Raw genomic sequence first — 22,162 nt, forward strand, 5'->3', positions numbered from 1 at the left:
CTGTGGACGACCGAGGTGGGCCGATCGGGATCGGGGCGGGATGGACGCGTACGCCGAAAAGGACGCGGACGGGGTGCGGGAGGGCCTGCGCACACCCCGGGAGGAACTCTCGCCCGCTCCCTCGGGCCCCGCTCCCTCGGACCCCGCGCCCCCGCCGGTCGCCGGGACGGGCGCCGGGATCATGGCGCTCTCCCTGCCGTACCAGGTCGTCGTCGCCGTCGCGCTCGCCGTCACCGGCGTGTTCGCCTGCGTCCACCTGGCGATGGTCTTCCTGCACGTGGCGCCGTCCAACACGCTGACCAAGCAGAACGGCCGGGCCGTCGACGACTGGGTCTACCCCGAGTTCGAGCAGAACTGGAAGCTCTTCGCACCCAATCCGCTCCAGCAGAACGTCTCCGTCGAGGCCCGCGCCGAGGTGACCGCCGCCGACGGCACCCGCCGGACCACCGGCTGGATCGACCTCACCGCCCAGGACACCGGGGCGATCCGCCACAACCCGATGCCCAGTCACACCCAGCAGAACCAGCTCCGCAGGGCCGTGGACTTCTACTTCAACTCGCACACCGAGGACCACCGCCCCAACGGAACGCGCGGCCGCCTCTCGGAGCAGTACATGCGCCGGATCGCGGTGCAGCGGCTCGACGGCCTGCCCTCCCTCGCGGGCTCCGACGTGCGCCGCGTCCAGCTCCGCGCCGTCACCCGGCCCGTCCCCGTGCCGCGCTGGAGCACCGAGAAGTCGAAGTCCTCCCCCTCCCACCGCGACTTCCCGTGGTGGCGGATCACCGACGCCGACCGGTCCGCCGACACCGGTGCCGACGCCGACCGGAAGCGCGCGGACGTGGCCCCGAACCGCGCGGAGGCGGCCCGATGAGCACGCCGGTACCGCCGCCCACACCGGCACCGACACCGCCGCCCGTGTCCGCCTCCACGCGTGCGCGTGCCCGCGAGCCCTTCGACCGCCGGCTCGCCCGTGCCGTCCAGGCCGTCACCGGTCGCACCCTCGGCCCGTACCAGAGCGCGATCGTACGGATCGGCTTCTCGCTGACCTGGCTGCTCTTCCTGCTGCGCGAGCTGCCGCACCGGCACCGGCTGTACGGCGTCGAGAGCCCCTGGTCCTGGGGGATGGCCGAGCACCTGATCGCCGACAACCGGGCCTTCACCGTGCTCATGTGGTCGGACGGCCGGATCTGGTTCGAGGTCGTCTACGGACTCGCGGCGCTCTCCGCCGTCCTGCTCCTGGTGGGCTGGCGCACCCGGGCCGTCTCCGTGGTCTTCATGGCCGGGGTGCTGTCGCTGCAGAACCGCGCCGTCTTCGTGGGCGACGGCGGCGACAACGTCCTCCACCTCGCCGCGATCTACCTCGTCCTGACCCGCTGCTCCCGGGTGTGGTCCCTCGACGCCCGGCGGGCGGCCCGCGAGGAGCGTGCCGCCCGCGCCGGGGAACCCCCGAGCCGCGACCTCACCGGCCCGCTGCTGTGGACCGTGCTCGGCGGCTTCCTCGTGGCCGCCACCTGGTTCTCCGACGTCAGCGGCGAGTGGTGGATGCCGGTGCTGCTGTGGGTGCTCTGGCTGGGGAACGCGCTGTGGTGGCTGGTGCGCCGGTACGCCCCGGGGGAGCCCCGCACCCTGCTGGACGCCCTCGCCGACCTCGCGCACAACGCCACCCTCCTGGTGCTCATGGCGGAGGTCTGTCTGATCTACGCCACGGCCGGCTGGTACAAGATCCAGGGCTCGCGCTGGCAGGACGGCACCGCGCTGTTCTACCCGCTCCACCTCGACTACTTCACGCCCTGGCCCGCCCTCTCCGAGCTGCTCGCCTCCAGCGGGATCATGGTCATGGCGCTGACCTACGGCACGGTGATCGTGCAGGTCGCCTTCCCCTTCACGCTCTTCGACCGCCGGGTCAAGAACGTCCTCCTCGTCGTGATGATGCTGGAGCACGCCGGGATCGCCCTGCTGCTCGGCCTGCCGGTCTTCTCGCTGGCGATGATCTCCGCCGACGCGGTCTTCCTGCCGACGGTGTTCCTGGTGGCCCTGGGGGCGCGGGTGTCCCGGGTCCGGGACCGGCTGCTGCGGCGGACGCCGGACGGGACGCTGCCCGAGCAGCGCCGTACGGACGAGGAGCACGGCCCCCGTACCCTCGTCGGGTGAGCACCACCGAAGAGAGGCCCGGGACCGGGCCGGAGACCGCCGGTCCCGACCGGGAGCCGGTCCAGTACGACGAGGGGTTCGGCCCCGAGGTCGGCGTCGGGCCGCACCCGGAGCCGTGGCCCGAGGGCGAGCGCTACGACCCCGAGCTGCTCGCCGGCGGCGACCGGCGCAACGTCGTCGACCGCTACCGGTACTGGACGCGGGAGGCGGTCGTCGCCGACCTGGACACCCGGCGGCACGACTTCCACGTGGCGGTGGAGAACTGGGGCCACGACTTCAACATCGGCTCGGTGGTGCGGACCGCCAACGCCTTCCTGGCCAAGGAGGTCCACATCGTGGGCCGGCGGCGCTGGAACCGGCGCGGCGCCATGGTCACCGACCGCTATCAGCACGTCCGCCACCACCCGGACACCGAGTCGCTGACCTCGTGGGCGGCGGCCGAGGGCCTGCCCGTCATCGGCATCGACAACCTGCCCGGCGCCGTGCCGCTGGAGCGCACCGTGCTCCCCCGCCGCTGTGTGCTGCTCTTCGGGCAGGAGGGCCCCGGGCTCACCGAGGAGGCCCGCGCCCACGTGGAGAGGGTCTGCTCGATCGCCCAGTTCGGCTCCACCCGGTCGATCAACGCGGGGGCGGCCGCCGCCATCGCCATGCACGCGTGGATCCAGCGGTACGCGGAGATCGACACCCCCTAGGGGGTGTGCGGCGAGGCCCGACCGACCCCGCCGCACACGGCGGGTCAGGCCTGGCGGCGGACCTCCACCACCCGGAAGCGGTTGGCGACGAAGGCGCCGTCGCACAGGGCGGCGTTCGCCGACGGGTTCCCGCCGGAGCCGTGGAAGTCGGAGAACGCGGCCGTCTGGTTCACGTAGACCCCGCCCGTCAGGTTCAGCGACAGCTGGGCCGCCTCTTCCAGACAGACCTCTTCCACCGCGCGCTCGACCTCCTCCGAGCTCGTGTACGCGCCGACCGTCATCGCGCCCTGCTCGCGGACCGTGCGCCGCAGCAGCTCCAGGGCGTCGGCGGTGGAGTCCACCGCGACGGCGAAGGAGACCGGGCCGAAGCACTCCGAGGAGTACGCGTCCCGGGCCTCCGGCTCGGAGGCGTCCAGCTTCACGATCACCGGGGTGCGGACCACGGCGTCCGGGAACTCCGCGTTGGCCACCTCGCGGGAGGCCAGCGCGACCTCGCCGAGGTCGGCGGCGGCCTCCAGACGCGCCTTCACGTCCGGATTGACCAGGGCGCCGAGCAGACCGTTGGCCCGGGCGTCGTCGCCGAGCAGGCCGTCGACCGCCGCCGCGAGGTCGGTCACGACCTCGTCGTACGACTTGGGGCCCTGGTCGGTGTCGATGCCGTCGCGGGGGATCAGCAGGTTCTGCGGGGTGGTGCACATCTGGCCGCTGTAGAGGGACAGCGAGAAGGCCAGATTGCCGAGCATGCCCCGGTAGTCGTCGGTGGAGTCCACCACGACCGTGTTGACCCCGGCCTTCTCGGTGTAGACCTGGGCCTGGCGCGCGTTGGCCTCCAGCCACTCCCCGAAGGCGGTCGAGCCGGTGTAGTCGATGATCCGGACCTCGGGGCGCAGGGCCAGGTCCTTGGCGATGCCCTCGCCGGGGCGCTCGACGGCGAGGGCCACCAGGTTCGGGTCGAAGCCCGTCTCGGCGAGCACCTCGCGGGCGATCCGGACGGTGAGCGCCAGCGGCAGGACCGCGCGCGGGTGGGGCTTGACCAGGACCGCGTTGCCGGTGGCGAGGGAGGCGAACAGGCCCGGGTAGCCGTTCCACGTGGGGAAGGTGTTGCAGCCGACCAGCAGGGCGACACCGCGGCCGACGGGGGTGAACTCCTTGCTCAGCTCCAGGGGGCCGCGCTTGCCCTGGGGCTTGGACCAGTCGGCCCGCCCGACGGGGGTGCGGGTCTGCTCCGCGTACGCGTACGCCACCGCCTCCAGGCCGCGGTCCTGGGCGTGCGGGCCGCCGGCCTGGAAGGCCATCATGAACGCCTGGCCGCTGGTGTGCATGACGGCGTGGGCGAACTCGTGTGTGCGTGCGGAGATCCGGGCGAGGATCTCCAGGCAGACCAGGGCGCGCGTCTCGGCCCCGGCGTCCCGCCAGGCGCCCATTCCCGCGCGCATGGCGGGGAGCAGCACGTCGACGTCCGGGTGCGGGTACTCGACGCCGAGCTCCGGGCCGTACGGCGAGACCTCGCCGCCGGTCCAGCCGTCCGTGCCGGGCTGGTCGAGCTCGAAGCGGCCGTTCAGCAGGGACTGGTACGCGGCGAGACCGGCCGCCGCGTCGAGCGAGTCGTCCGACCCGTACGCCTTGGGGTGCTCGGGGTGCGGCGACCAGTAGGCACGGGTGCGGATGGTGTCGAGCGCCTGGTCGAGCGTGGACCGGTGCTTCTCGGCCAGACGGTCGGTGGTCGGCTGGGCGGTGGCCATGGATGGACCAACTCCTCGTCGAGCTGGGCAGGGAGACACGTACGGAGTTAGAGTAACCGAACGATCGGTCGGGACAAGGGGGTCCGCCGATCCTGTGGAAAACCCATCGGGGAGGATCACTCCCATGAGTGCCGACGTGACCGTCAGGGGGAGCGACGACGTGACCGCCAACGAGGCCGCCGCCGTGGAGCAGGACCGCGCGGAAGCCGTGCGGACGGACGGCGCCGACGCCGTGGAGACGGATCGTGCCGCAGTCGTGGGGCCCGTCGCGCGGGACCGCGTCGTCGCCGTCGTCGGCACCGGGACCATGGGGCAGGGCATCGCCCAGGTCGCGCTGGTCGCCGGCCACCCCGTGCGCCTCTACGACAGCGCCCCGGGCCGGGCCGGGGAGGCCGTGGCCGCCCTCACCGCCCGCCTCGACCGGCTCGTGGAGAAGGGTCGGCTGGACGCCGGCGCGCGCGAGACGGCCGTCGGACGGCTGCACGCGGCCGGAGAGCTCGCCGAGCTCGCGGACGCGGCCCTCGTCGTCGAGGCGATCGTCGAGGACCTCTCCGTCAAGCGGCGGCTCTTCGCGGACCTGGAGGAGGTCGTCGGGGACGACACCGTCCTCGCCACCAACACCTCCTCGCTCTCCGTCACCGCCGTCGCCGGGGGGCTGCGGCTGCCCGGCCGGTTCGTCGGACTGCACTTCTTCAACCCGGCGCCGCTGCTCCCGCTCGTCGAGGTCGTCAGCGGCTTCGCCACCGACCCGGACGTCGCCACGCGCGCGTACGAGACGGTGAAGGGCTGGGGCAAGACGCCGGTGCGCTGCGCGGACACCCCCGGCTTCATCGTGAACCGGGTCGCGCGCCCCTTCTACGCCGAGGCGCTGCGCGTGTACGAAGAGGGTGGCGCGGACCCGGCCACCGTCGACGCGGCCCTGCGCGAGAGCGGCGGCTTCCGCATGGGCCCGTTCGAGCTGACCGACCTCATCGGCCAGGACGTGAACGAGGCCGTCACCCGCTCCGTCTGGGAGTCCTTCCACCACGACCCCAAGTTCACCCCGTCGCTCGCACAGCGCCGGCTCGTCGAGTCGGGCCGCCTCGGACGCAAGACGGGCCACGGCTGGTTCTCGTACGCGGAGGGCGCCGAGCGGCCCGAGCCGCACACGGCACCGCCGGCGAAGGCTCCGGAGAAGATCGTCGTCCGGGGCGATCTGGAGGTCGCCGAGCCGCTGGTGGGGCTCTTCGAGGAGGCGGGGATCAAGGTCCGGCGCAGGGCCGGCGCCGGCTACATCCAGCTGCCCGGCGGCGCCCGGCTCGGCCTGGCCGACGGCGAGGCCGCCTACGAGTACCCCGGCGAGGAGATCATCCACTTCGACCTCGCGCTGGACTACGCGCGCGCGTCCCGGATCGTGCTGTCGACCGGCGAGGACACCCCGCCCGAGTCCCTCGCCGAGGCCGTCGGCCTCTTCCAGGCCCTCGGCAAGCAGGTGTCCGTCATCGGCGACGTGCCCGGCATGATCGTCGCCCGCACGGTCGCGATGCTGGCCGACCTCGCGGCCGACGCGGTCGACCGGGGGGTCGCCACCGCCGAGGACGTCGACACGGCGATGCGGCTCGGCGTGAACTATCCGCTGGGGCCGCTGGAGTGGGCCGGAAGGGTGGGCCACGCGCGCGTACGGGAGCTGCTCGTGTCGCTGCACGAGCGTCACCCGACGGGGCGGTACGCGCCGAGCCCGGGCACCGCCCGCCGGGGATACGCCGAGGAAGGACGTGACTCCCGATGACCACGGCGAAGCGCGACACGTACACCCCCGAGACGCTGCTCTCGGTCGCGGTGCGGGTCTTCAACGAGCGCGGTTACGACGGCACGTCCATGGAGCACCTGTCGAAGGCGGCGGGCATCTCCAAGTCGTCGATCTACCACCACGTGTCCGGCAAGGAGGAGCTGCTCCGGCGGGCGGTCAGCCGGGCGCTCGACGGCCTGTTCGCGGTCCTCGACGAGCCGGGGGCCGGGCGGGGCCGGGCCGTCGAGCGGGTCGAGCACGTCACGCGCCGCACCGTCGAGGTGCTGATCGCGGAGCTGCCGTACGTGACGCTGCTGCTCCGGGTGCGCGGCAACACGGCCACCGAGCGGTGGGCGATGGAACGGCGCCGCGAGTTCGACCATCGGGTGGCCGACCTCCTGAAGGCGGCCGTCGCCGAGGGCGACCTGCGGGCCGACGTGGACATCCGGCTCGCGACCCGGCTGCTCTTCGGCATGATCAACTCGCTGGTGGAGTGGTACCGGCCGCACCCGGACACGGCGGCGGAGCGGCAGCGGATCGCGGACACCGTCGCCCGCCTGGCCTTCGACGGGCTGCGGACGGCCCGCTGAGGACCTCCGGAGGTGCCCCGGACCCTTTCAGCGGTCCGGGTCGAGGTCCGTCTCCTCGAAGACCAGCAGGGTCCGGGTCGAGAGCACCTCCGGGATCGACTGGAGCTTGGTGAGCACCAGCTCGCGCAGGGTCCGGTTGTCCGGGGTGTGCACCAGGAGCAGCACGTCGAAATCGCCGCTGACCAGCGCGATGTGCGCGGCTCCCGGCAGGGCCTGGAGCTGTTCGCGCACGGTCCGCCAGGAGTTCTGGACGATCTTGAGCGTGATGTAGGCGGAGGCGCCCTGGCCCGCCCGCTCGTGGTTCACGCGGGCGCTGAAACCGCGGATCACCCCGTCGTCGATGAGCCGGTTGATCCGCGCGTAGGCGTTGGCCCGGGAGACGTGCACCCGGTCGGCCACCGACCGCACCGAGGCGCGGCCGTCCGTCTGGAGTATCCGCAGGATGTCGCGGTCGACGGCGTCCAGCGGGCGCGCGGGCGGGCCCGGGAGCGCCGCCGCGGGGCCCGGTGACACGACCTGCTCCCACTCGTCGGCCATTTGTTCATCCGCCATGTGCCCCCGCCTCTCTCCGGTGGACGACCTGCCCTTATCCCAGGCTGTGGACAACCGTTTGTCCACAGGCTGGAGGCGCCTGTAGCCAAAATGCCTCCACGACCGAACAATCGGTAGGTGAGGCGCACCACACTCGCGCCGCCCGCCTTCGGGCTGTAAGCCCGCTCCCACGAGGAGGTGGACTCGTTGCGACAGCGCAGTTCGACAGTCCAAGAGCCGCCCGGTGCCGCGCCCGCCCACCGGACCACCCCGCCGACGTGGCGGCCGCGCACCGACCCCGCGCCGCTGCTGCCCGACACCGAGCCGCTGCGCGTGCTCGGCACGGACGCCGTGGCCGACGCCGATCCCGCGCTGCTGCTGAGGCTCTACGCGGAGCTGGTCCGCGGCCGCCGGTACAACACCCAGGCCACCGCCCTCACCAAGCAGGGCCGGCTCGCCGTGTACCCGTCCACCACCGGCCAGGAGGCGTCCGAGATCGCCGCCGCGGCGGTCCTGGAGGACCGGGACTGGCTCTTCCCCTCGTACCGCGACACCCTGGCGGCGGTGGCCCGCGGCCTCGACCCCGTCCAGGCGCTGACCCTGCTCCGCGGCGACTGGCACACCGGCTACGACCCGCACGAGCACCGGATCGCGCCGCTCTGCACCCCCCTGGCCACCCAGCTCCCGCACGCGGTGGGCCTCGCCCACGCCGCCCGCCTCAAGGGCGACGACGTCGTCGCCCTCGCCATGGTCGGCGACGGCGGCACCAGCGAGGGCGACTTCCACGAGGCGCTGAACTTCGCGGCCGTCTGGCAGGCCCCGGTGGTCTTCCTCGTCCAGAACAACGGCTTCGCGATCTCCGTGCCGCTCGCCAAGCAGACCGCCGCGCCCTCCCTCGCCCACAAGGCCGTCGGGTACGGCATGCCGGGCCGGCTCGTCGACGGCAACGACGTGGTCGCCGTCCACCAGGTGCTCGCCGAGGCCGTGGCACGCGCGCGGCGCGGCGGCGGACCGACCCTCGTCGAGGCCGTCACCTACCGGATCGACGCCCACACCAACGCCGACGACGCCACCCGCTACCGCGAGGCCGCCGAGGTCGAGGCCTGGCGGGCGCACGACCCCGTCCTGATCCTCGAACGGGAACTGACCGCACGCGGCCTGCTCGACGAGGACGGCAGGCGCGCCGCCGCCGAGGCCGCCGAGACGATGGCCGCGGAGCTGCGCGAACGGATGAACGCCGACCCGGTGCTCGACCCGATGGACCTGTTCGCGCACGTGTACGCGGAGCAGACCGCGCAGCTGCGCGAACAGGCGGCGCAGCTGCGCGCCGAGCTCGAAGCCGAGGGTGAGGCGTGATGACGACCGCGACGACCGGATCCAAGGCGTCCGGAACCGCCGGGAAGGCCGGGAGGGCCAAGCCCGCCACGATGGCGCAGGCGCTCCAGCGCGCCATGCGCGACGCCATGGCCGAGGACCCGACCGTCCACGTGATGGGCGAGGACGTCGGCGCCCTCGGCGGGGTCTTCCGGGTCACCGACGGGCTCGCGAAGGAGTTCGGCGAGGACCGCTGCACGGACACCCCGCTGGCCGAGGCCGGCATCCTCGGCGCGGCCGTCGGCATGGCCATGTACGGCCTGCGGCCGGTCGTGGAGATGCAGTTCGACGCCTTCGCGTACCCGGCGTTCGAGCAGCTGATCTCCCACGTGGCGCGCATGCGCAACCGCACGCGCGGCGCGATGCCGATGCCGATCGTCATCCGGGTGCCGTACGGCGGCGGGATCGGCGGCGTCGAGCACCACAGCGACTCCTCCGAGGCCTACTACACGGCCACCCCGGGCCTCCACGTCGTCACCCCGGCCACCGTCGAGGACGCCTACGGTTTGCTGCGCGCGGCCATCGCCTCCGACGACCCGGTGGTCTTCCTGGAGCCCAAGCGGCTCTACTGGTCCAAGTCCGACTGGTCCCCCGAGGCGCCCGCGTCCGTCGAGCCCATCGGCAGGGCCGTCGTGCGCCGCCGGGGCACCGGCGCCACCCTGATCACCTACGGCCCCTCGCTGCCGGTCTGCCTGGAGGCCGCCGAGGCCGCGCAGGCGGAGGGCTGGGACCTCGAAGTCGTCGACCTCCGCTCGCTCGTGCCGTTCGACGACGAGACCGTCTGCGCCTCGGTGCGGCGCACCGGACGCGCGGTCGTGGTCCACGAGTCGACCGGCTTCGGCGGCCCCGGCGCGGAGATCGCCGCCCGGGTGACCGAGCGCTGCTTCCACCACCTGGAGGCGCCGGTGCTGCGGGTCGCGGGCTTCGACATCCCGTACCCGCCGCCGATGCTGGAGCGGCACCACCTGCCCGGCGTGGACCGGGTCCTGGACGCGGTGGCGCGGCTCCAGTGGGAGGCGGACAACTGATGGCCCAGGTCCTCGAATTCAAGCTCCCCGACCTCGGCGAGGGACTCACCGAGGCCGAGATCGTGCGCTGGCTGGTCGCCGTCGGCGACGTCGTCGCCGTCGACCAGCCGGTCGTCGAGGTGGAGACGGCCAAGGCCATGGTCGAGGTGCCCTGCCCGTACGGCGGCGTCGTCACCGCCCGGTACGGCGAGGAGGGCACCGAACTGCCCGTCGGCGCACCGCTCCTGACGGTCGCCGTGGGCGGCACGGGGGAGCCCGCGCCCGCGGCCGTTCCCGCCGCCCCCGGGAAGAGCACCGGGGACGCCGAGTCGGCCGTCTCCTCCGAGTACTCCGGCAACGTCCTCGTCGGTTACGGCACCGCCGGACCGGCCGCCCGGCGCCGCCGGGTGCGGCAGACGGCACCGGCGGCCGCTCGGGTTCCGGCGGCCGCTCCGGCACCGGCGGTCGCTCCGGCTCCGGTCGCGGCCCCCGCGTCCGCGCCCGTGCCCGCATCCGTACATCAGGGGCCCGTGCCCGTCATCTCGCCGCTCGTACGGAAGCTGGCCAGGGACGGGGGGCTCGACCTGCGGCAGGTGCACGGGTCCGGGCCCGAGGGGCTGATCCTGCGGGCCGACGTGGAGCTGGCCCTCGCGACGGCCCCGGACCATCGGGCGCCCGCGCCGGCGCCCGTTCCCCCCGCCCCCTCCGTCGCACCGGCGGGCGAGCGGATTCCGCTGCGCGGGGTCCGCGGCGCGGTGGCGGACAAGCTGTCCCGCAGCCGCACGGAGATCCCGGACGCGACCTGCTGGGTCGACGCCGACGCGACCGAACTGATGGCCGCCCGGGCGGCGATGAACGCGACGGGCGGGCCGAAGATCTCGCTGCTCGCGCTCCTCGCCCGGATCTGCGTCCACGCCCTGGACCGGTTCCCCGAACTCAACTCCACGGTCGACACCGCCGCACGGGAGATCGTCCGGCTGCCGGACGTGCACCTCGGGTTCGCCGCCCAGACCCCGCGCGGCCTGGTCGTCCCCGTGGTCAAGGACGCGGGGAAGCGGACGGCCGAGTCGCTGACGGAGGAGTTCGGGCGCCTGACCGAGGCCGCCCGGCAGTCCGCGCTCACCCCGGCCGACCTGACGGGCGGCACGTTCACCCTCAACAACTACGGGGTGTTCGGGGTCGACGGCTCCACGCCGATCGTCAACCACCCCGAGGCCGCCATGCTCGGTGTCGGCCGGATCATCCCCAAACCCTGGGTGCACCGGGGCGAACTGGCCGTGCGTCAGGTGGTGCAGCTCTCGCTCACCTTCGACCACCGGGTCTGCGACGGCGGCACGGCGGGCGGCTTCCTGCGGTACGTGGCGGACTGCGTCGAACAGCCGGCGGTGCTGCTCCGCACGGTCTGACGACACCCGTCGCCGCCCGGCCCGTCTCTCCTCGTGGGACGGGCCGGGCGCCCGCGGCACCCGGCGGCCCATACTGCTGGGGTGACCACCGCATACGACGCCGTCGTGCTCGCCGGGGGCGCCGCCCGGCGCCTCGGCGGCACGGACAAGCCCGCGGTACGGGTCGGGGGCCGGACCCTCCTCGACCGGGTGCTCGCGGCCTGCTCCGACGCGGGCCGGACCGTGGTCGTCGGGTCCCCCCGGCCGACCGGCCGGCCCGTCCGCTGGACCAGGGAGGACCCGCCCGGCGGCGGCCCGGTGGCAGCTCTCGACGCGGGTGTACGGGAGACGGGGGCCGCCGTCCTGCTCGTCCTCTCCGCCGACCTCCCCTTCCTGGACGGCGCCACCGTACGGAGCCTCCTGGACGCGCTGGACGAGGACCCCGGGGCGGAGGCCGCGCTCCTCACCGACGCCGGGGGGCGCGACCAGCCGCTCGTCGCCGCGTACCGGTCCGGCCCGCTGCGCCGCGAACTGGCCCGGCTCGCGCACGAGCACGGCGGCCCCGCCCATCTGCCCCTGCGTCACCTCACGCACGCGCTCCGGCTCGTCCGGCTCCCCGCGGGCCCCCTCGCCTCCTTCGACTGCGACACCTGGGAGGACATCGCCACGGCCCGCGCCCGCATCAGGGAGCATGGGAGCGTGCTGGAAGAATGGATCACCGCAGTCAAGGACGAACTGGGCATCGAACTGGACGTCGACACCGGCGTGCTGCTCGACCTGGCCCGCGACGCCGCCCACAACGTGGCCCGTCCCGCCGCGCCCCTGACCACCTTCCTGGTGGGGTACGCGGCGGCGCGCGCGAGCGAGGGAGGCCCCGAGGCGGTCGCGGAGGCGGCCCGCAAGGCCGCGGCGCTCGCCCTGCGCTGGGAGGCCGAGCAGGACGGGGCCGGATGAGCCTGATGGAGCCCGCTCCCGCGGCCCCCGGGACCGCCGACAACCCTTCCGGGGCCGCCGACACCCCACATGGGGCCGCCAGCACCCCTTCCGGGGCCGCCGACATCCCACCCGGGGCTACCAACACCTCACCCGGGGCCGCTGACACCCCTTCCGGGTCTGCCGGCGACACCCCCGGCCCCGCCGCCGAGCCCGGGCACCCGCACCGGGCCACCGCCTGGCCCGAGGCGCGGGCCGCCGCGCACCGAGCCGGGGTCGCGGCCCGGTCCGGCCGGGAGCCGAGGGCCCTCCCGTCGGGGCAGGCGCTCGGCCAGGTCCTGACGGGACCGCTCCCGGCCCTCGCCGATCTGCCGTCCTTCGACACCTCCGCCATGGACGGCTGGGCGGTCGCAGGCCCCGGCCCCTGGCACGTGCGCGAGGAGCCCGCCGTCCTCGCCGGCCACGCCCCGGCCGCCGCCCTGGCCGACGGGGAGACGGTCCGGATCGCCACCGGCGCCCCCGTCCCGCCCGGGACCACCGCCGTCCTCCGTACCGAGCACTCCCGCACCGAGCGTCCGGGCGGCGGGCGTCCTGCCCTGCTGCACGCCCTGCGCGAGGTCGTCACCGGGCAGGACGTCCGCCCCCGGGGCCAGGAGTGCCGCTCCGGCGACGAACTGCTGCCCGCCGGCACCACCGTGACCCCCGCCGTCCTCGGACTCGCCGCGGCCGCCGGGTACGACGAACTCCTCGTGCTGCCCCGTCCCCGCGTGGAGATCCTGGTCCTCGGCGACGAACTGCTCACGGCCGGCCTTCCCCGCGAAGGACTCATCCGGGACGCGCTCGGCCCGATGCTCGGCCCCTGGCTGACCGCGCTCGGCGCGGACGTCCTCGCCACCCGTCGGATCGGCGACGACGCCGAAGCGCTGTACGCGGCCGTCACCGGCTCCGCCGCCGACCTGGTCGTCACCACCGGAGGCACCGCCGCCGGGCCCGTGGACCACGTCCACCGCGTCCTCGACAAGGCCGGTGCCACGCTCCTGATCGACGGGGTGAAGGTACGGCCGGGCCACCCCATGCTCCTCGCCCGCCTCGGAGCCGGTCCCACCCGTCCTGACACCGATCCCGCCCGGCTCGGCACCGACCCCACCCGTCCTGGTGCCGATCCCGCCCGCCCCCGCCGCGTGCGTCATCTCGTCGGCCTCCCCGGCAACCCGCTCGCGGCCGTCTCCGGGCTGCTCACCCTCGCCGCACCGCTGCTCGCCGCCCTGTCCGGGATCGGGCCCCGCGCGGAGGACGGGGCCGGATCCGGAGCCCGGACCCCCGTGCCGTACCGTGTGCCCGTTCGGGACGAGGTGCACGGGCACCCCCATGACACACGACTCGTCCCGGTCGTCCGCCGCAGCGGGTCGGCCGTTCCGCTGCGCTACAACGGTCCGGCCATGCTCCGCGGCATCGCCGCCGCGGACGGCCTGGCCGTCGTCCCGCCCGGCGGGGCACGGCCCGGACAGGAACTGGACGTCCTCGATCTTCCCTGGCCGCCGACGGCGGGGGCCGCACCGGCCCAAGGAGCGTGTTTCACGTGAAACTTCCCAGTCGTGACGTGATGGCCCGCCACGCGGACGAGAAGATCGCCGGCCCACGGGTCACCCTCCCCCGCCGGGAGGTGGAACGGCCGCTGCGTCAGGTCGGCAAGCGGCTGCTCATGGCGCTCGGCGTCCTGGTCGTGACGATCTTCCTCGTCTACTTCGACCGCGACGGCTACCACGACAACGCCGACGAGACGCTCGACTTCCTCGACTGCGCCTACTACGCGACCGTGACGCTCTCCACCACCGGATACGGCGACGTCGTCCCGTACAGCGACTCGGCGCGGCTCGTCAACATCCTGCTGGTCACGCCCCTGCGCGTGCTGTTTCTGATCATTCTGGTCGGCACCACCCTGGAGGTCCTCACCGAGCGGACCCGGGAGGAGTTCCGGCTGAACCGCTGGAGGTCCACCTTGCGCGACCACACCGTCATCGTCGGGTTCGGCACGAAGGGGCGGTCGGCGATCCAGACCCTCTGCGCGACCGGTCTCAGCAAGGAGCAGATCGTCATCGTCGATCCCTCCAGCAAGGTGATCGAGACGGCGAACGCGGACGGCTTCGTCGGTGTCATCGGCGATGCGACCCGCAGTGCCGTGCTGCTCCGCGCCGAGGTGCAGCGGGCCCGGCAGATCGTCATCGCCACCCAGCGCGACGACACGGCCGTCCTGGTCACCCTGACCGCGCGACAGCTCAACCGGGGCGCGAAGATCGTCGCCGCCGTCCGCGAGGAGGAGAACGCGCCGCTGCTGCGTCAGTCCGGCGCGGACGCGGTCATCACCAGCGCCAGTGCCGCCGGGCGTCTGCTCGGTCTCTCGGTGCTGAGCCCCAGCGCCGGCACGGTGATGGAGGACCTGATCCAGCAGGGCTCCGGCCTCGACCTGGTCGAACGCCCCGTGACCAAGAGCGAGGCGGGCAAGAGCGTGCGGGAGACCGGGGACCTGGTGGTGAGCGTGCTCCGGGGCCACCGCCTGCTCAGCTACGACGACCCCGCGGCCAGCCCGCTCCAGCTGACCGACCGGGTGATCACCATCGTGCGCGCGGCGCCGGTGACCCGGCTCTCCACCCCGCCGGAGGAGTGAGCCCGCCGGGCCCGCCCCGCCGCCGGACCCGCGACGCCGCTGAATCCGCCCTTCCGCCGAATCCATCCCTCCACCGCACCCGGCCCGCCGCCGCACCCGATCCTCCTCCGGCCGGGTCCGCCGTCCCGCCCCGGTGGTGGTCGCGGGAGTAGCCTCGCCGGCATGTATGCGATCACGATTCCGGAACCCGGCGGACCCGAGGCCCTGGTCTGGTCCGAGGTGCCCGATCCCGTGCCCGGCGAGGGCGAGGTGCTCGTCGAGGTGGTGGCGAGCGCGGTCAACCGCGCCGACCTGCTCCAGCGCCAGGGCTTCTACGACCCGCCGCCGGGCAGCTCCCCGTACCCCGGTCTGGAGTGTTCGGGCCGGATCGCCGCGCTCGGTCCGGGGGTGACCGGCTGGGCCGTCGGCGACGAGGTGTGCGCCCTGCTCGCCGGCGGCGGCTACGCGGAGAAGGTCGTGGTCCCGGCCGGGCAGCTCCTTCCGGTGCCGAAGGGCCTCGACCCGGCCACGGCCGCCGCGCTGCCCGAGGTCACGTGCACCGTCTGGTCCAACATCTTCATGATCGCCCAGTTGCGGCCGGGCGAGACGCTCCTCGTGCACGGCGGCGCGAGCGGCATCGGCACGATGGCGATCCAGCTGGCGAAGGCGGTCGGCGCCCGGGTCGTGGTCACCGCCGGAAGCCCCGCGAAGCTGGCGCGCTGCGCCGAACTGGGCGCGGACGTGCTCATCGACTACCGCGAGCAGGACTTCGTCGAGGAGCTGGCCCGGGCGACGGACGGGGCGGGGGCGGACGTCATCCTGGACATCGTCGGCGCCAAGTACCTGGAACGGAACGTGAAGGCGCTCGCCGTGAACGGACGCCTGGTGATCATCGGCCTCCAGGGCGGGGTGAAGGGCGAGCTGAACCTCGGGGCGCTGCTCGCGAAGCGCGGCGCCGTCATGGCGACCACGCTGCGGTCCCGCCCGCCGGGGGAGAAGGCGGCGATCGTCGCCGCCGTCCGGGAGCACGTCTGGCCGCTGGTCGAGGCGGGCACGGTCCGGCCGGTCGTCGACCGCACGGTGCCGCTGCCGGAGGCCGCGGACGCGCACCGGGCGCTGGAGACCGGCGACCACGTCGGCAAGGTCCTGCTCCTCGCGCCCCGCGCCTGACCCGGCACGCCCCGTAGTACGGGGAGGGGCCCGGTACGTCCCCGTACGACGAGGGGCCCGGCACGCGCTCCGTGCAGGGCCCCTCCCCCTCGCGTCCGTACGACCTACAGATACGGCCCCGAGCGGACCGCGTGGCCCGGCCCGTGGTCGTCGTCATCGTCGTGCCCGGCGCCCGGCGGCAGCGCCCGGCGCATCTGCTCCAGCTGGGCGCGGGCCGCCATCTGCTGGGCGAACAGCGCCGTCTGGATGCCGTGGAAGAGGCCCTCCAGCCAGCCCACCAGCTGGGCCTGCGCGATGCGCAGTTCCGCCTCGGAGGGGATCGCCTCGTCCGTGAACGGCAGGGAGAGACGCTCGAGTTCCTCGACCAGTTCGGGCGCGAGCCCGTCCTCCAGCTCCTTCACGGAGCTGGCGTGGATGTCCTTGAGCCTGACCCGGCTGGCCTCGTCCAGAGGTGCCGCGCGTACTTCTTCCAGGAGCTGCTTGATCATGCTGCCGATCCGCATGACCTTCGCAGGCTGCTCGACCATTTCCGTCACCGGGACCTCGCGGGGTTCGTCGTCGCCCTGAGTGCCGCCGAGCGCCATCCCGTCCTGTCCCACGATGAGGACCTGGGGGCTCTCCTGCGACCTGTCATTCCTCGGCATCTCCATGCCGCCATTCTCTCGTACACGTGCTTCACCACGGGGTGTGCCCCTGTACGAGGGTGATCCACCCTCGTACAGGGGCACGGACGGACGACGGAGGGCGTCAGGTCGCCGCGCGCCGGGCCAGCGCGCCGCGCGAGCGGGTCACGAGGGCGGCGAGGAGGGCGGCGCCCAGCGGGACGGCGACGAGCAGGAGGCCCAGCGTCTCCCAGGGGACGACGATCGGCAGGTCCGGCGGCGCCGTGTCGGCGCTCCAGCCCTCGGCGACGCTCATCTCGTGGTAGCGGAGCTGGTCGCGCTCCTCGGTGAGCCGGAGCCCCACGGCGGGCAGCAGCCCGGCCGCCGAGCCGAGGACCACGCCCATCGCGGCGACGACACCGCACTGGAACCCGCTGAGCGTACGGCGGACCCGGGGCGGGGCGCCCACGGCGGCGAGCGTCTTCAGGTCGGCCTCGGCGTCGGCCTGGGCGAGTCCGGTGGCGATGCCGGCGGCGCCGATGGTGACCAGGCCGGCGAAGATGGCCAGCGAGAGCAGGACGATTCCGTAGTCGTTGACGAAACCTTCCTCCAGGTGCAGTTCGACGTTGCTGCCGAGCTTGGTGAGCTCGCCGTCGAGCCTCTGCCGCTGCTCGCCGTCCGGGAGCCGGTCGGTGCTGACGTACACGCCCAGCGGGACGGTGGAGAGGCCGGTGGCCTTGGCCGCGGCCGGGGTCATCATGGCCTGGAGCCCGTAGGAGTCCTTGCCGCCGGGCACCAGGTAGGCGGGCACGGAGCTGACCTTGCCGGGTATGGGGCGGCCCTCCTCCGCGGCCTTGTCGGCGGCGGCGACGTCGGTGATCTGCTTGAGCCCGACGGTGCCCTTCGCGTCGATCTGCGCGCGGTCGAAGGTGACGACCTTGCCGTCGGCGAGGGCCTTCACGGCACCCGGGTCGTCGACGCCGAGGACCTGGAGGAGCTTGGCGTCGCCGATGAGCAGGCCGCCGTCGATGTAGATCCCCCCGCCGCCGTTGCCGTCCTCGCAGCGCCAGTCCTCGGTGATCATCTTCCGCCGCTGGTCGGGGGTGAACCGCTGCGCGGGGTCGCTGCCGTCCGGGGCCGCCGTGTACAGCGGGCACTCGTTCGCCGGAGGCATGACGACCTCGAAGCGGCCGCAGCCGGCGCCTTCGCCCCACGGGGAGCAGCCGGGTTTACCGACCGAGACGCGGTCGACGTCGGCGCGGAGGTCGACGGGCAGGTACCGCTGGACGGCCTCGCGGACCGCCGGGACGTCCCGGCCGCCCTCCTCGCGGACGAAGGCGGCGGCGACGCCGTACGGCAGCGTGGGCTGGTACGAGGCCCGGTCCTCGGCCTCCTGGCTGGCCGTGTACGTGGAGACGGCGACCGTTCCCGCGACGGCGGCGAGCACGGCGGCGACGGCCGGAGCCGTACGGCCCCGGTTGCGGACGGCGTCCCGCAGCGCGAGGCGAGGGGAGAGCGGCAGCCAGCGCCCGCTGCGCCCGAACAGACCCACCAGGGCCGGGGTCATCGCGACGACGCCCAGCTCGGCGAGGGCGGAACCGGCCGCCACCAGGGCGACCTGCTCGGTGACCAGGGACCCGAAGAGGGCGACGGACCCGCCGAGGAGAACGGCCACGAGACCGATGACGGGCAGCACGCGGCTGCTGCGGCGGACACCGCGCCGGCCGGTGAGCGAGGAGAGGACGCTCTGCCGGGAGGCGGTGACGGCCGGAACGATCGCGGCGAGCAGACCGGTCAGGACCGCGAGGAGCGCGATGGCGAGGATTTCGAGCGGCCGGACGTCGAAGGCGCCGAACCGCTGGCCCATCGCCTGTTCGAGGAGCGGCTGGAGCGCCAGGGTCAGGGCCACGGCGAGCACGGTGCCGACGACGGCGGCCGCGACGCCGATGACCAGGCCGCCGCTCAGCACGATCGCCCGGATGTGGCTGCGGGCGCCGCCGTTGGCACCGACCAGACCGAGCTGGCGACGCGAGCGGCGGGCGCCGACCGCGAAGGCGGGTCCGGCGAGGAGGCAGATCTCCAGCATCGCCAGGCCCACCACGGTCACGACCGCGGCGACCTCGGCGGCGCGGTCCGTGGGGCCGGCCCCGTAGTCGCCCCAGTTCCCCTTCTGGTAGAGCGGCACGTCGGCGGCGGCGGGCGGGGCGAGCAGCACGGCGCGCGAGGCGACGAGGACGCCCTTGGCGTTGATCTCCTGGACCTTGTTCCACGTGAAACCACCGGGTGTCCGCACCAGGTACGAGACGGAGGAGCCCGGGTCCGGCAGACCGGCCTTCTCGACGGCCTTCGCGTACGGGGCGAGGAAGGCGCCGGGGAGCGCGTTGACCTGATCCGTCTTGAGCGTGTCGGGAAGTTCGTACGAGCCGACGATGCGATACGGACGTTCGAAATTGCGAGCGGAAAGGGTCGAGCCGACCGACAGACCGCTGGTCTCCAGGAACTGCGAGGTCGCCATGACCTCGTCGTCCTTCTCCGGGTAACGCCCCTCCAGGAGCGGCATGATGCCCCGGGCGACCGGGTCGGACGCCTTCAGCTCGCGCACCTCGGTCATGAGCAGACCGTGGGCCGTGGTCAGCTTGGCCGACCCGACGCGGTCCGTGAGGACGGTGGAGCCCGCGGGGATGGACTTGGTGACGTCGGTGGCGCCCGACGGCCACGGCTCGTCGTCCCGCAGTGTGGCCGGGACGCCCGTCTCGCCCGCCGGGTCCTGGAGGATCGGCACGCCGCCCGTCTGCGGGTCCCTGAAGCGGGCGTCGGCCGTGCCGATGGTCCGGTCCACCTTCTCGGCGGGGGACAGCTCCGCGCTGCGGAAGGTCAGGTCGAAGGCGCTGACGCCCAGGATGGGCAGGGCGATCATCGCGAGGACGAGTGCGCTGCGGCCCTTGGCGCGCCAGGCGTCGCGGCGGGCGATGCGGATCGCGGCCCGCCAGGAGTGGAACCAGGTCTTCACGCCTCCGCCACCCGGCCCGAGAGGAGGGAGTCGGCCTCGCTGCGCACGGTCTGGTCGACGATCGCGCCGTCCCGCAGGAACACGACGCGGTCGGCCCAGGCGGCGAACCGGGGCTCGTGGGTGACGAGGACGCCGGCGGCGCCCGCGTCGCAGCGGGAGCGGAGCAGGGCGAGCACGGATTCGCCGGTCTCGGAGTCGAGGGCGCCGGTCGGCTCGTCGGCGAGGACCAGACGGCGGTCGCCGACCAGGGCACGGGCGATGGCCACGCGCTGCTGCTGGCCGCCGGACATCTCGTCGGGGAAGCGGTCGGCGAGGTGGCCGAGCGCCATCTCCTCCAGGGCGGCGAGGGCCTCGACGCGCGCCTTGCGGGCGGAGGTGCCGTCCAGTTCACGGGGCAGGGCGACGTTCTCGGCGGCGGTGAGGGCCGGGATGAGGTTGTAGTCCTGGAAGACGTAGCCGATGCTGCGGCGGCGCAGGGCCGCGAGCTGCTTGATGCCGATCTTGGTGATGTCGGTGTCCTCGACGATCACCTCGCCCGAGGTGGGGGAGTCCAGACCGCCCGCGATGGTGAGCAGGGTGGACTTGCCGGAGCCGGACGGGCCCATGACGGCGACGAGTTCGCCGGGGTACACGGCGAGGTCGATGCCGCGCAGGGCGTGCACCTCGGTGGCGCCCGAGCCGTGGACCCGGGTCAGGTTCTTCAGTTGCAGCACGGGCTGCTGTGCGGACATGGAAGGGTTCCCCCCTTGGGCGCGCCGGGCGGTCGGCCGGGCACGGAACGTGCGGTGGAAGGCGGTGCGGTCGGAGGTACGGAAGGTCGGAGGTACGGAGGTGCGGAGCTACGGAAGGGCGGAGGTACGGAGCTACGGAAGGGCGGAGGGAGTCGTGAGCGGGCGGCCTCCGCCTCCGTGTTCCGGGGTCAGGAACGGGCGCCTTCCGCGCCCGACTGCGCGACGGGCGTGGAGACGGGACCCGAGGTCCCGGCGTCCGGCGCGTCCGGCACGGCCGGTGCCGATCGCGCCGTCGCCGAGAGGCGGATCAGTCGGGACTCGCAGTGGTCCAGCCAGCGCGCCTCGGCCTCCGTCTGGAAGATCAGCTGCTCCAGGACGAGCAGCCAGGCCACGTCGTCCCGCTCCCGCGCCCCGCCGCTCTCGACGGCCAGGAGCGCCTGGGCCTTGAGCCGGGTGTAGTCCTGCATCGCCCGCACGGTGTGCCGGCGCTGGGACTGGATGACGTCGCGGATGTCGACGCTCGGCGCGCCCACCGCCATGGCGAGCTTGATGGCCAGCTCGTCACGGGCGGGGCTGGTGCGGTCCACCGGCTTCTCGAACCAGGTCCTCAGCTCCACCCGACCGCTGTCGGTGATCGCGTAGAGCGTGTGCCCGGCCTCGTCCTCGCCGCTCTGCGCGACCATCCCGTCGCGCTCCAGACGGTTGAGGGTCGTGTAGACCTGGCCGACGTTGAGCGGCCAGGTGGAACCGGTGCGGGACTCGAACTCCGTACGGAGCTGAGAGCCGTAACGCGGACCGCGTTCGAGGAGGGCGAGAAGCCCGTGGCGGATCGACATACTCAGTATGTATACCGGGTATGCCGTGGGGGACAACCGACCTGAGACGGAAGCGCGAGGTCCCACTCAAGGGGGACCCCGGCCCTCCGCGCCGGCTCAGCGGCGGCGCATCCGGAGTCCCAGGAAGCCGATGCCGAGACCCATCAGGGCCAGTCCCAGCCCCAGGGTGAGCACGGGAACCCGCTGGTCGACGAGGTCCGAGGCGGTCTCGGTGCCCGCCCGGGGCGCGACGGCGGGCAGGCTGGCGGGCGCGGCCTCGGGCGGCGCGGGTTCCTCCTCGCGTACCGTTCCGTCCCCCTCCTCCCCGTCCCCCCACGGCTCCGATTCCGTAGCGGTTTCGGTACGGAGGGGGCTCGCGGGAGGCGAGGACGGGGACGCGGCGGTCTCGGTGCGGCCGGGCCGGAGCCTGCCCTCGGCGGCGGGCCGGCCCGCGAGGGAGGCGGAGGCCGCCGGAGCGGGGACGTCGGAGGGCCCGGCGGGCACGGGGGCCCCGGCGGGCACGGGGGCCCCGGCGGGCGCGGGGGCCGACGAAACGGCGCTTCCGGCGCGCCCCGGTGGAGCGGAGACGGAAACCGGACCGGAACCGGACCCGGTTCCACTCCCGGACCCGGGGCCAGGAGTGGCGGCGGGGACGGGGACGGCGGGGACGGACGGCGGGACGGTCACGGAAGGCACCCCCGAAGGGGTCGCGGAGGGCGCCGGGGACGCCGCCGGACCGCTCCCGGCGGGGGGCGCCGGGGCCGTGGCGCCCGCCACGACGCCCGGAGGTTCCGCCGGATGCGCGAGGGGCGCGGCGTACAGGGCGCAGGCGCAGACGAACGTGCAGGTGAGCGCGGGGCGCAGGGCTCTCGCCCGCGCCCCGTCGAGTGCTGGAGTCACCGGGTGACCCCCTCCCGTACCGAGCCGCCGAGGTGTTCGACTCAGCGTCACATACCGGGGTGATTCCGGCACCCGGTGTGCATCCGACAGGCATCCGACGCGCACCCGACACGCATC

The 22,162-nt window shown here is 74.0% G+C and carries 19 protein-coding genes; 12 read left to right on the forward strand and 7 right to left on the reverse strand.

Annotated elements, in window-relative coordinates:
* Positions 1-40: 40 nt before the first annotated feature.
* Genes ACFY7E_RS09820 through ACFY7E_RS09830 form a run of 3 tightly spaced genes read left to right on the forward strand, consistent with a single transcriptional unit; the run spans position 41 to position 2,843 of the window.
* Positions 41-871 (forward strand): DUF5819 family protein, encoded by an 831-nt coding sequence (locus tag ACFY7E_RS09820; protein ID WP_389482667.1) that lies wholly within the window; start codon positions 41-43, stop codon positions 869-871.
* The gene (locus ACFY7E_RS09825; protein ID WP_389482670.1) at positions 868-2,151 is read left to right on the forward strand and encodes an HTTM domain-containing protein; all 1,284 of its coding nucleotides are present in this window, start codon (positions 868-870) and stop codon (positions 2,149-2,151) included. Before ACFY7E_RS09820 ends, ACFY7E_RS09825 begins: the two co-directional genes overlap by 4 nt.
* A complete protein-coding gene (locus ACFY7E_RS09830) occupies positions 2,148-2,843 on the forward strand; it encodes a TrmH family RNA methyltransferase (protein WP_389482672.1) in 696 nt (231 codons plus the stop codon). Before ACFY7E_RS09825 ends, ACFY7E_RS09830 begins: the two co-directional genes overlap by 4 nt.
* A gap of 44 nt (positions 2,844-2,887) precedes the next feature.
* Here ACFY7E_RS09830 and paaN read toward each other — a convergent pair whose 3' ends face one another.
* Complete coding sequence (gene paaN / locus ACFY7E_RS09835; protein WP_389482675.1) at positions 2,888-4,585, reverse strand: phenylacetic acid degradation protein PaaN; 1,698 nt, start codon at positions 4,583-4,585, stop codon at positions 2,888-2,890.
* Between the two features lie 307 nt (positions 4,586-4,892).
* Between paaN and ACFY7E_RS09840 the strand changes: the two genes are divergently transcribed.
* The gene (locus ACFY7E_RS09840) at positions 4,893-6,353 is read left to right on the forward strand and encodes a 3-hydroxyacyl-CoA dehydrogenase (protein WP_389483348.1); all 1,461 of its coding nucleotides are present in this window, start codon (positions 4,893-4,895) and stop codon (positions 6,351-6,353) included.
* Positions 6,350-6,943: a TetR/AcrR family transcriptional regulator gene (locus ACFY7E_RS09845; protein WP_389482678.1), complete on the forward strand. Its 594-nt coding sequence runs from the start codon at positions 6,350-6,352 to the stop codon at positions 6,941-6,943. Before ACFY7E_RS09840 ends, ACFY7E_RS09845 begins: the two co-directional genes overlap by 4 nt.
* Before the next feature lie 27 nt (positions 6,944-6,970).
* Here the strand turns inward: ACFY7E_RS09845 and ACFY7E_RS09850 are convergent, their stop codons facing one another.
* Positions 6,971-7,495 carry an Lrp/AsnC family transcriptional regulator gene (locus ACFY7E_RS09850; RefSeq protein WP_383435352.1) on the reverse strand — a complete coding sequence of 175 codons (525 nt, stop codon included), beginning with the start codon at positions 7,493-7,495 and terminating at the stop codon, positions 6,971-6,973.
* Positions 7,496-7,672: 177 nt separating this feature from the next.
* Between ACFY7E_RS09850 and pdhA the strand changes: the two genes are divergently transcribed.
* The 7 genes from pdhA to ACFY7E_RS09885 all read left to right on the forward strand — a co-directional run bounded on the left by pdhA (position 7,673) and on the right by ACFY7E_RS09885 (position 15,987).
* Positions 7,673-8,830, forward strand: coding sequence for a pyruvate dehydrogenase (acetyl-transferring) E1 component subunit alpha (pdhA, locus tag ACFY7E_RS09855; RefSeq protein ID WP_389482681.1), 1,158 nt, complete (start codon positions 7,673-7,675; stop codon positions 8,828-8,830).
* On the forward strand, positions 8,830-9,876 hold the full coding sequence (locus tag ACFY7E_RS09860; protein ID WP_383435346.1) for an alpha-ketoacid dehydrogenase subunit beta: 1,047 nt from the start codon (positions 8,830-8,832) through the stop codon (positions 9,874-9,876). The genes pdhA and ACFY7E_RS09860 overlap by 1 nt, the downstream gene beginning before the upstream one ends.
* Positions 9,876-11,261, forward strand: a complete 1,386-nt coding sequence (locus ACFY7E_RS09865) for a dihydrolipoamide acetyltransferase family protein (protein ID WP_389482684.1) — start codon at positions 9,876-9,878, stop codon at positions 11,259-11,261. Before ACFY7E_RS09860 ends, ACFY7E_RS09865 begins: the two co-directional genes overlap by 1 nt.
* A gap of 81 nt (positions 11,262-11,342) precedes the next feature.
* Positions 11,343-12,194, forward strand: coding sequence for an NTP transferase domain-containing protein (locus tag ACFY7E_RS09870; RefSeq protein ID WP_389482687.1), 852 nt, complete (start codon positions 11,343-11,345; stop codon positions 12,192-12,194).
* Positions 12,191-13,756 carry a molybdopterin-binding protein gene (locus ACFY7E_RS09875; protein WP_389482689.1) on the forward strand — a complete coding sequence of 522 codons (1,566 nt, stop codon included), beginning with the start codon at positions 12,191-12,193 and terminating at the stop codon, positions 13,754-13,756. Before ACFY7E_RS09870 ends, ACFY7E_RS09875 begins: the two co-directional genes overlap by 4 nt.
* Positions 13,753-14,838, forward strand: coding sequence for a potassium channel family protein (locus ACFY7E_RS09880; RefSeq protein ID WP_383435337.1), 1,086 nt, complete (start codon positions 13,753-13,755; stop codon positions 14,836-14,838). The genes ACFY7E_RS09875 and ACFY7E_RS09880 overlap by 4 nt, the downstream gene beginning before the upstream one ends.
* Before the next feature lie 162 nt (positions 14,839-15,000).
* Entirely contained in the window at positions 15,001-15,987 is a 987-nt protein-coding gene (locus ACFY7E_RS09885) for an NAD(P)H-quinone oxidoreductase (RefSeq protein ID WP_389482692.1), read from the forward strand.
* Positions 15,988-16,091: 104 nt separating this feature from the next.
* Here the strand turns inward: ACFY7E_RS09885 and ACFY7E_RS09890 are convergent, their stop codons facing one another.
* From ACFY7E_RS09890 to ACFY7E_RS09910, 5 genes are all read right to left on the reverse strand, one after another.
* Positions 16,092-16,637: a bacterial proteasome activator family protein gene (locus ACFY7E_RS09890; RefSeq protein ID WP_125662023.1), complete on the reverse strand. Its 546-nt coding sequence runs from the start codon at positions 16,635-16,637 to the stop codon at positions 16,092-16,094.
* A gap of 97 nt (positions 16,638-16,734) precedes the next feature.
* On the reverse strand, positions 16,735-19,599 hold the full coding sequence (locus tag ACFY7E_RS09895; RefSeq protein WP_389482695.1) for an FtsX-like permease family protein: 2,865 nt from the start codon (positions 19,597-19,599) through the stop codon (positions 16,735-16,737).
* Positions 19,596-20,330, reverse strand: coding sequence for an ABC transporter ATP-binding protein (locus tag ACFY7E_RS09900; RefSeq protein WP_383435329.1), 735 nt, complete (start codon positions 20,328-20,330; stop codon positions 19,596-19,598). The genes ACFY7E_RS09895 and ACFY7E_RS09900 overlap by 4 nt, the downstream gene beginning before the upstream one ends.
* A gap of 188 nt (positions 20,331-20,518) precedes the next feature.
* Positions 20,519-21,166, reverse strand: coding sequence for a PadR family transcriptional regulator (locus ACFY7E_RS09905; RefSeq protein WP_389482699.1), 648 nt, complete (start codon positions 21,164-21,166; stop codon positions 20,519-20,521).
* Positions 21,167-21,262: 96 nt separating this feature from the next.
* Positions 21,263-21,667: a hypothetical protein gene (locus ACFY7E_RS09910; protein ID WP_389482702.1), complete on the reverse strand. Its 405-nt coding sequence runs from the start codon at positions 21,665-21,667 to the stop codon at positions 21,263-21,265.
* Between the last annotated feature and the right edge of the window lie 495 nt (positions 21,668-22,162).

The organism is Streptomyces sp. NPDC012825 (genome assembly GCF_042900925.1).
Lineage (GTDB): Bacteria > Actinomycetota > Actinomycetes > Streptomycetales > Streptomycetaceae > Streptomyces.

Excerpts from the sequence above, each read along its gene's own strand:
- ACFY7E_RS09820 (WP_389482667.1), top strand. The coding sequence starts at position 41 with ATGGACGCGTACGCCGAAAAGGACGCGGACGGGGTGCGGGAGGGCCTG.
- ACFY7E_RS09825 (WP_389482670.1), top strand. The coding sequence starts at position 868 with ATGAGCACGCCGGTACCGCCGCCCACACCGGCACCGACACCGCCGCCC.
- paaN (WP_389482675.1), bottom strand. The coding sequence starts at position 4,585 with ATGGCCACCGCCCAGCCGACCACCGACCGTCTGGCCGAGAAGCACCGG.
- ACFY7E_RS09840 (WP_389483348.1), top strand. The coding sequence starts at position 4,893 with ATGGGGCAGGGCATCGCCCAGGTCGCGCTGGTCGCCGGCCACCCCGTG.
- ACFY7E_RS09845 (WP_389482678.1), top strand. The coding sequence starts at position 6,350 with ATGACCACGGCGAAGCGCGACACGTACACCCCCGAGACGCTGCTCTCG.
- ACFY7E_RS09850 (WP_383435352.1), bottom strand. The coding sequence starts at position 7,495 with ATGGCGGATGAACAAATGGCCGACGAGTGGGAGCAGGTCGTGTCACCG.
- ACFY7E_RS09860 (WP_383435346.1), top strand. The coding sequence starts at position 8,830 with ATGACGACCGCGACGACCGGATCCAAGGCGTCCGGAACCGCCGGGAAG.
- ACFY7E_RS09865 (WP_389482684.1), top strand. The coding sequence starts at position 9,876 with ATGGCCCAGGTCCTCGAATTCAAGCTCCCCGACCTCGGCGAGGGACTC.
- ACFY7E_RS09875 (WP_389482689.1), top strand. The coding sequence starts at position 12,191 with ATGAGCCTGATGGAGCCCGCTCCCGCGGCCCCCGGGACCGCCGACAAC.
- ACFY7E_RS09885 (WP_389482692.1), top strand. The coding sequence starts at position 15,001 with ATGTATGCGATCACGATTCCGGAACCCGGCGGACCCGAGGCCCTGGTC.
- ACFY7E_RS09890 (WP_125662023.1), bottom strand. The coding sequence starts at position 16,637 with ATGGAGATGCCGAGGAATGACAGGTCGCAGGAGAGCCCCCAGGTCCTC.
- ACFY7E_RS09900 (WP_383435329.1), bottom strand. The coding sequence starts at position 20,330 with ATGTCCGCACAGCAGCCCGTGCTGCAACTGAAGAACCTGACCCGGGTC.
- ACFY7E_RS09905 (WP_389482699.1), bottom strand. The coding sequence starts at position 21,166 with ATGTCGATCCGCCACGGGCTTCTCGCCCTCCTCGAACGCGGTCCGCGT.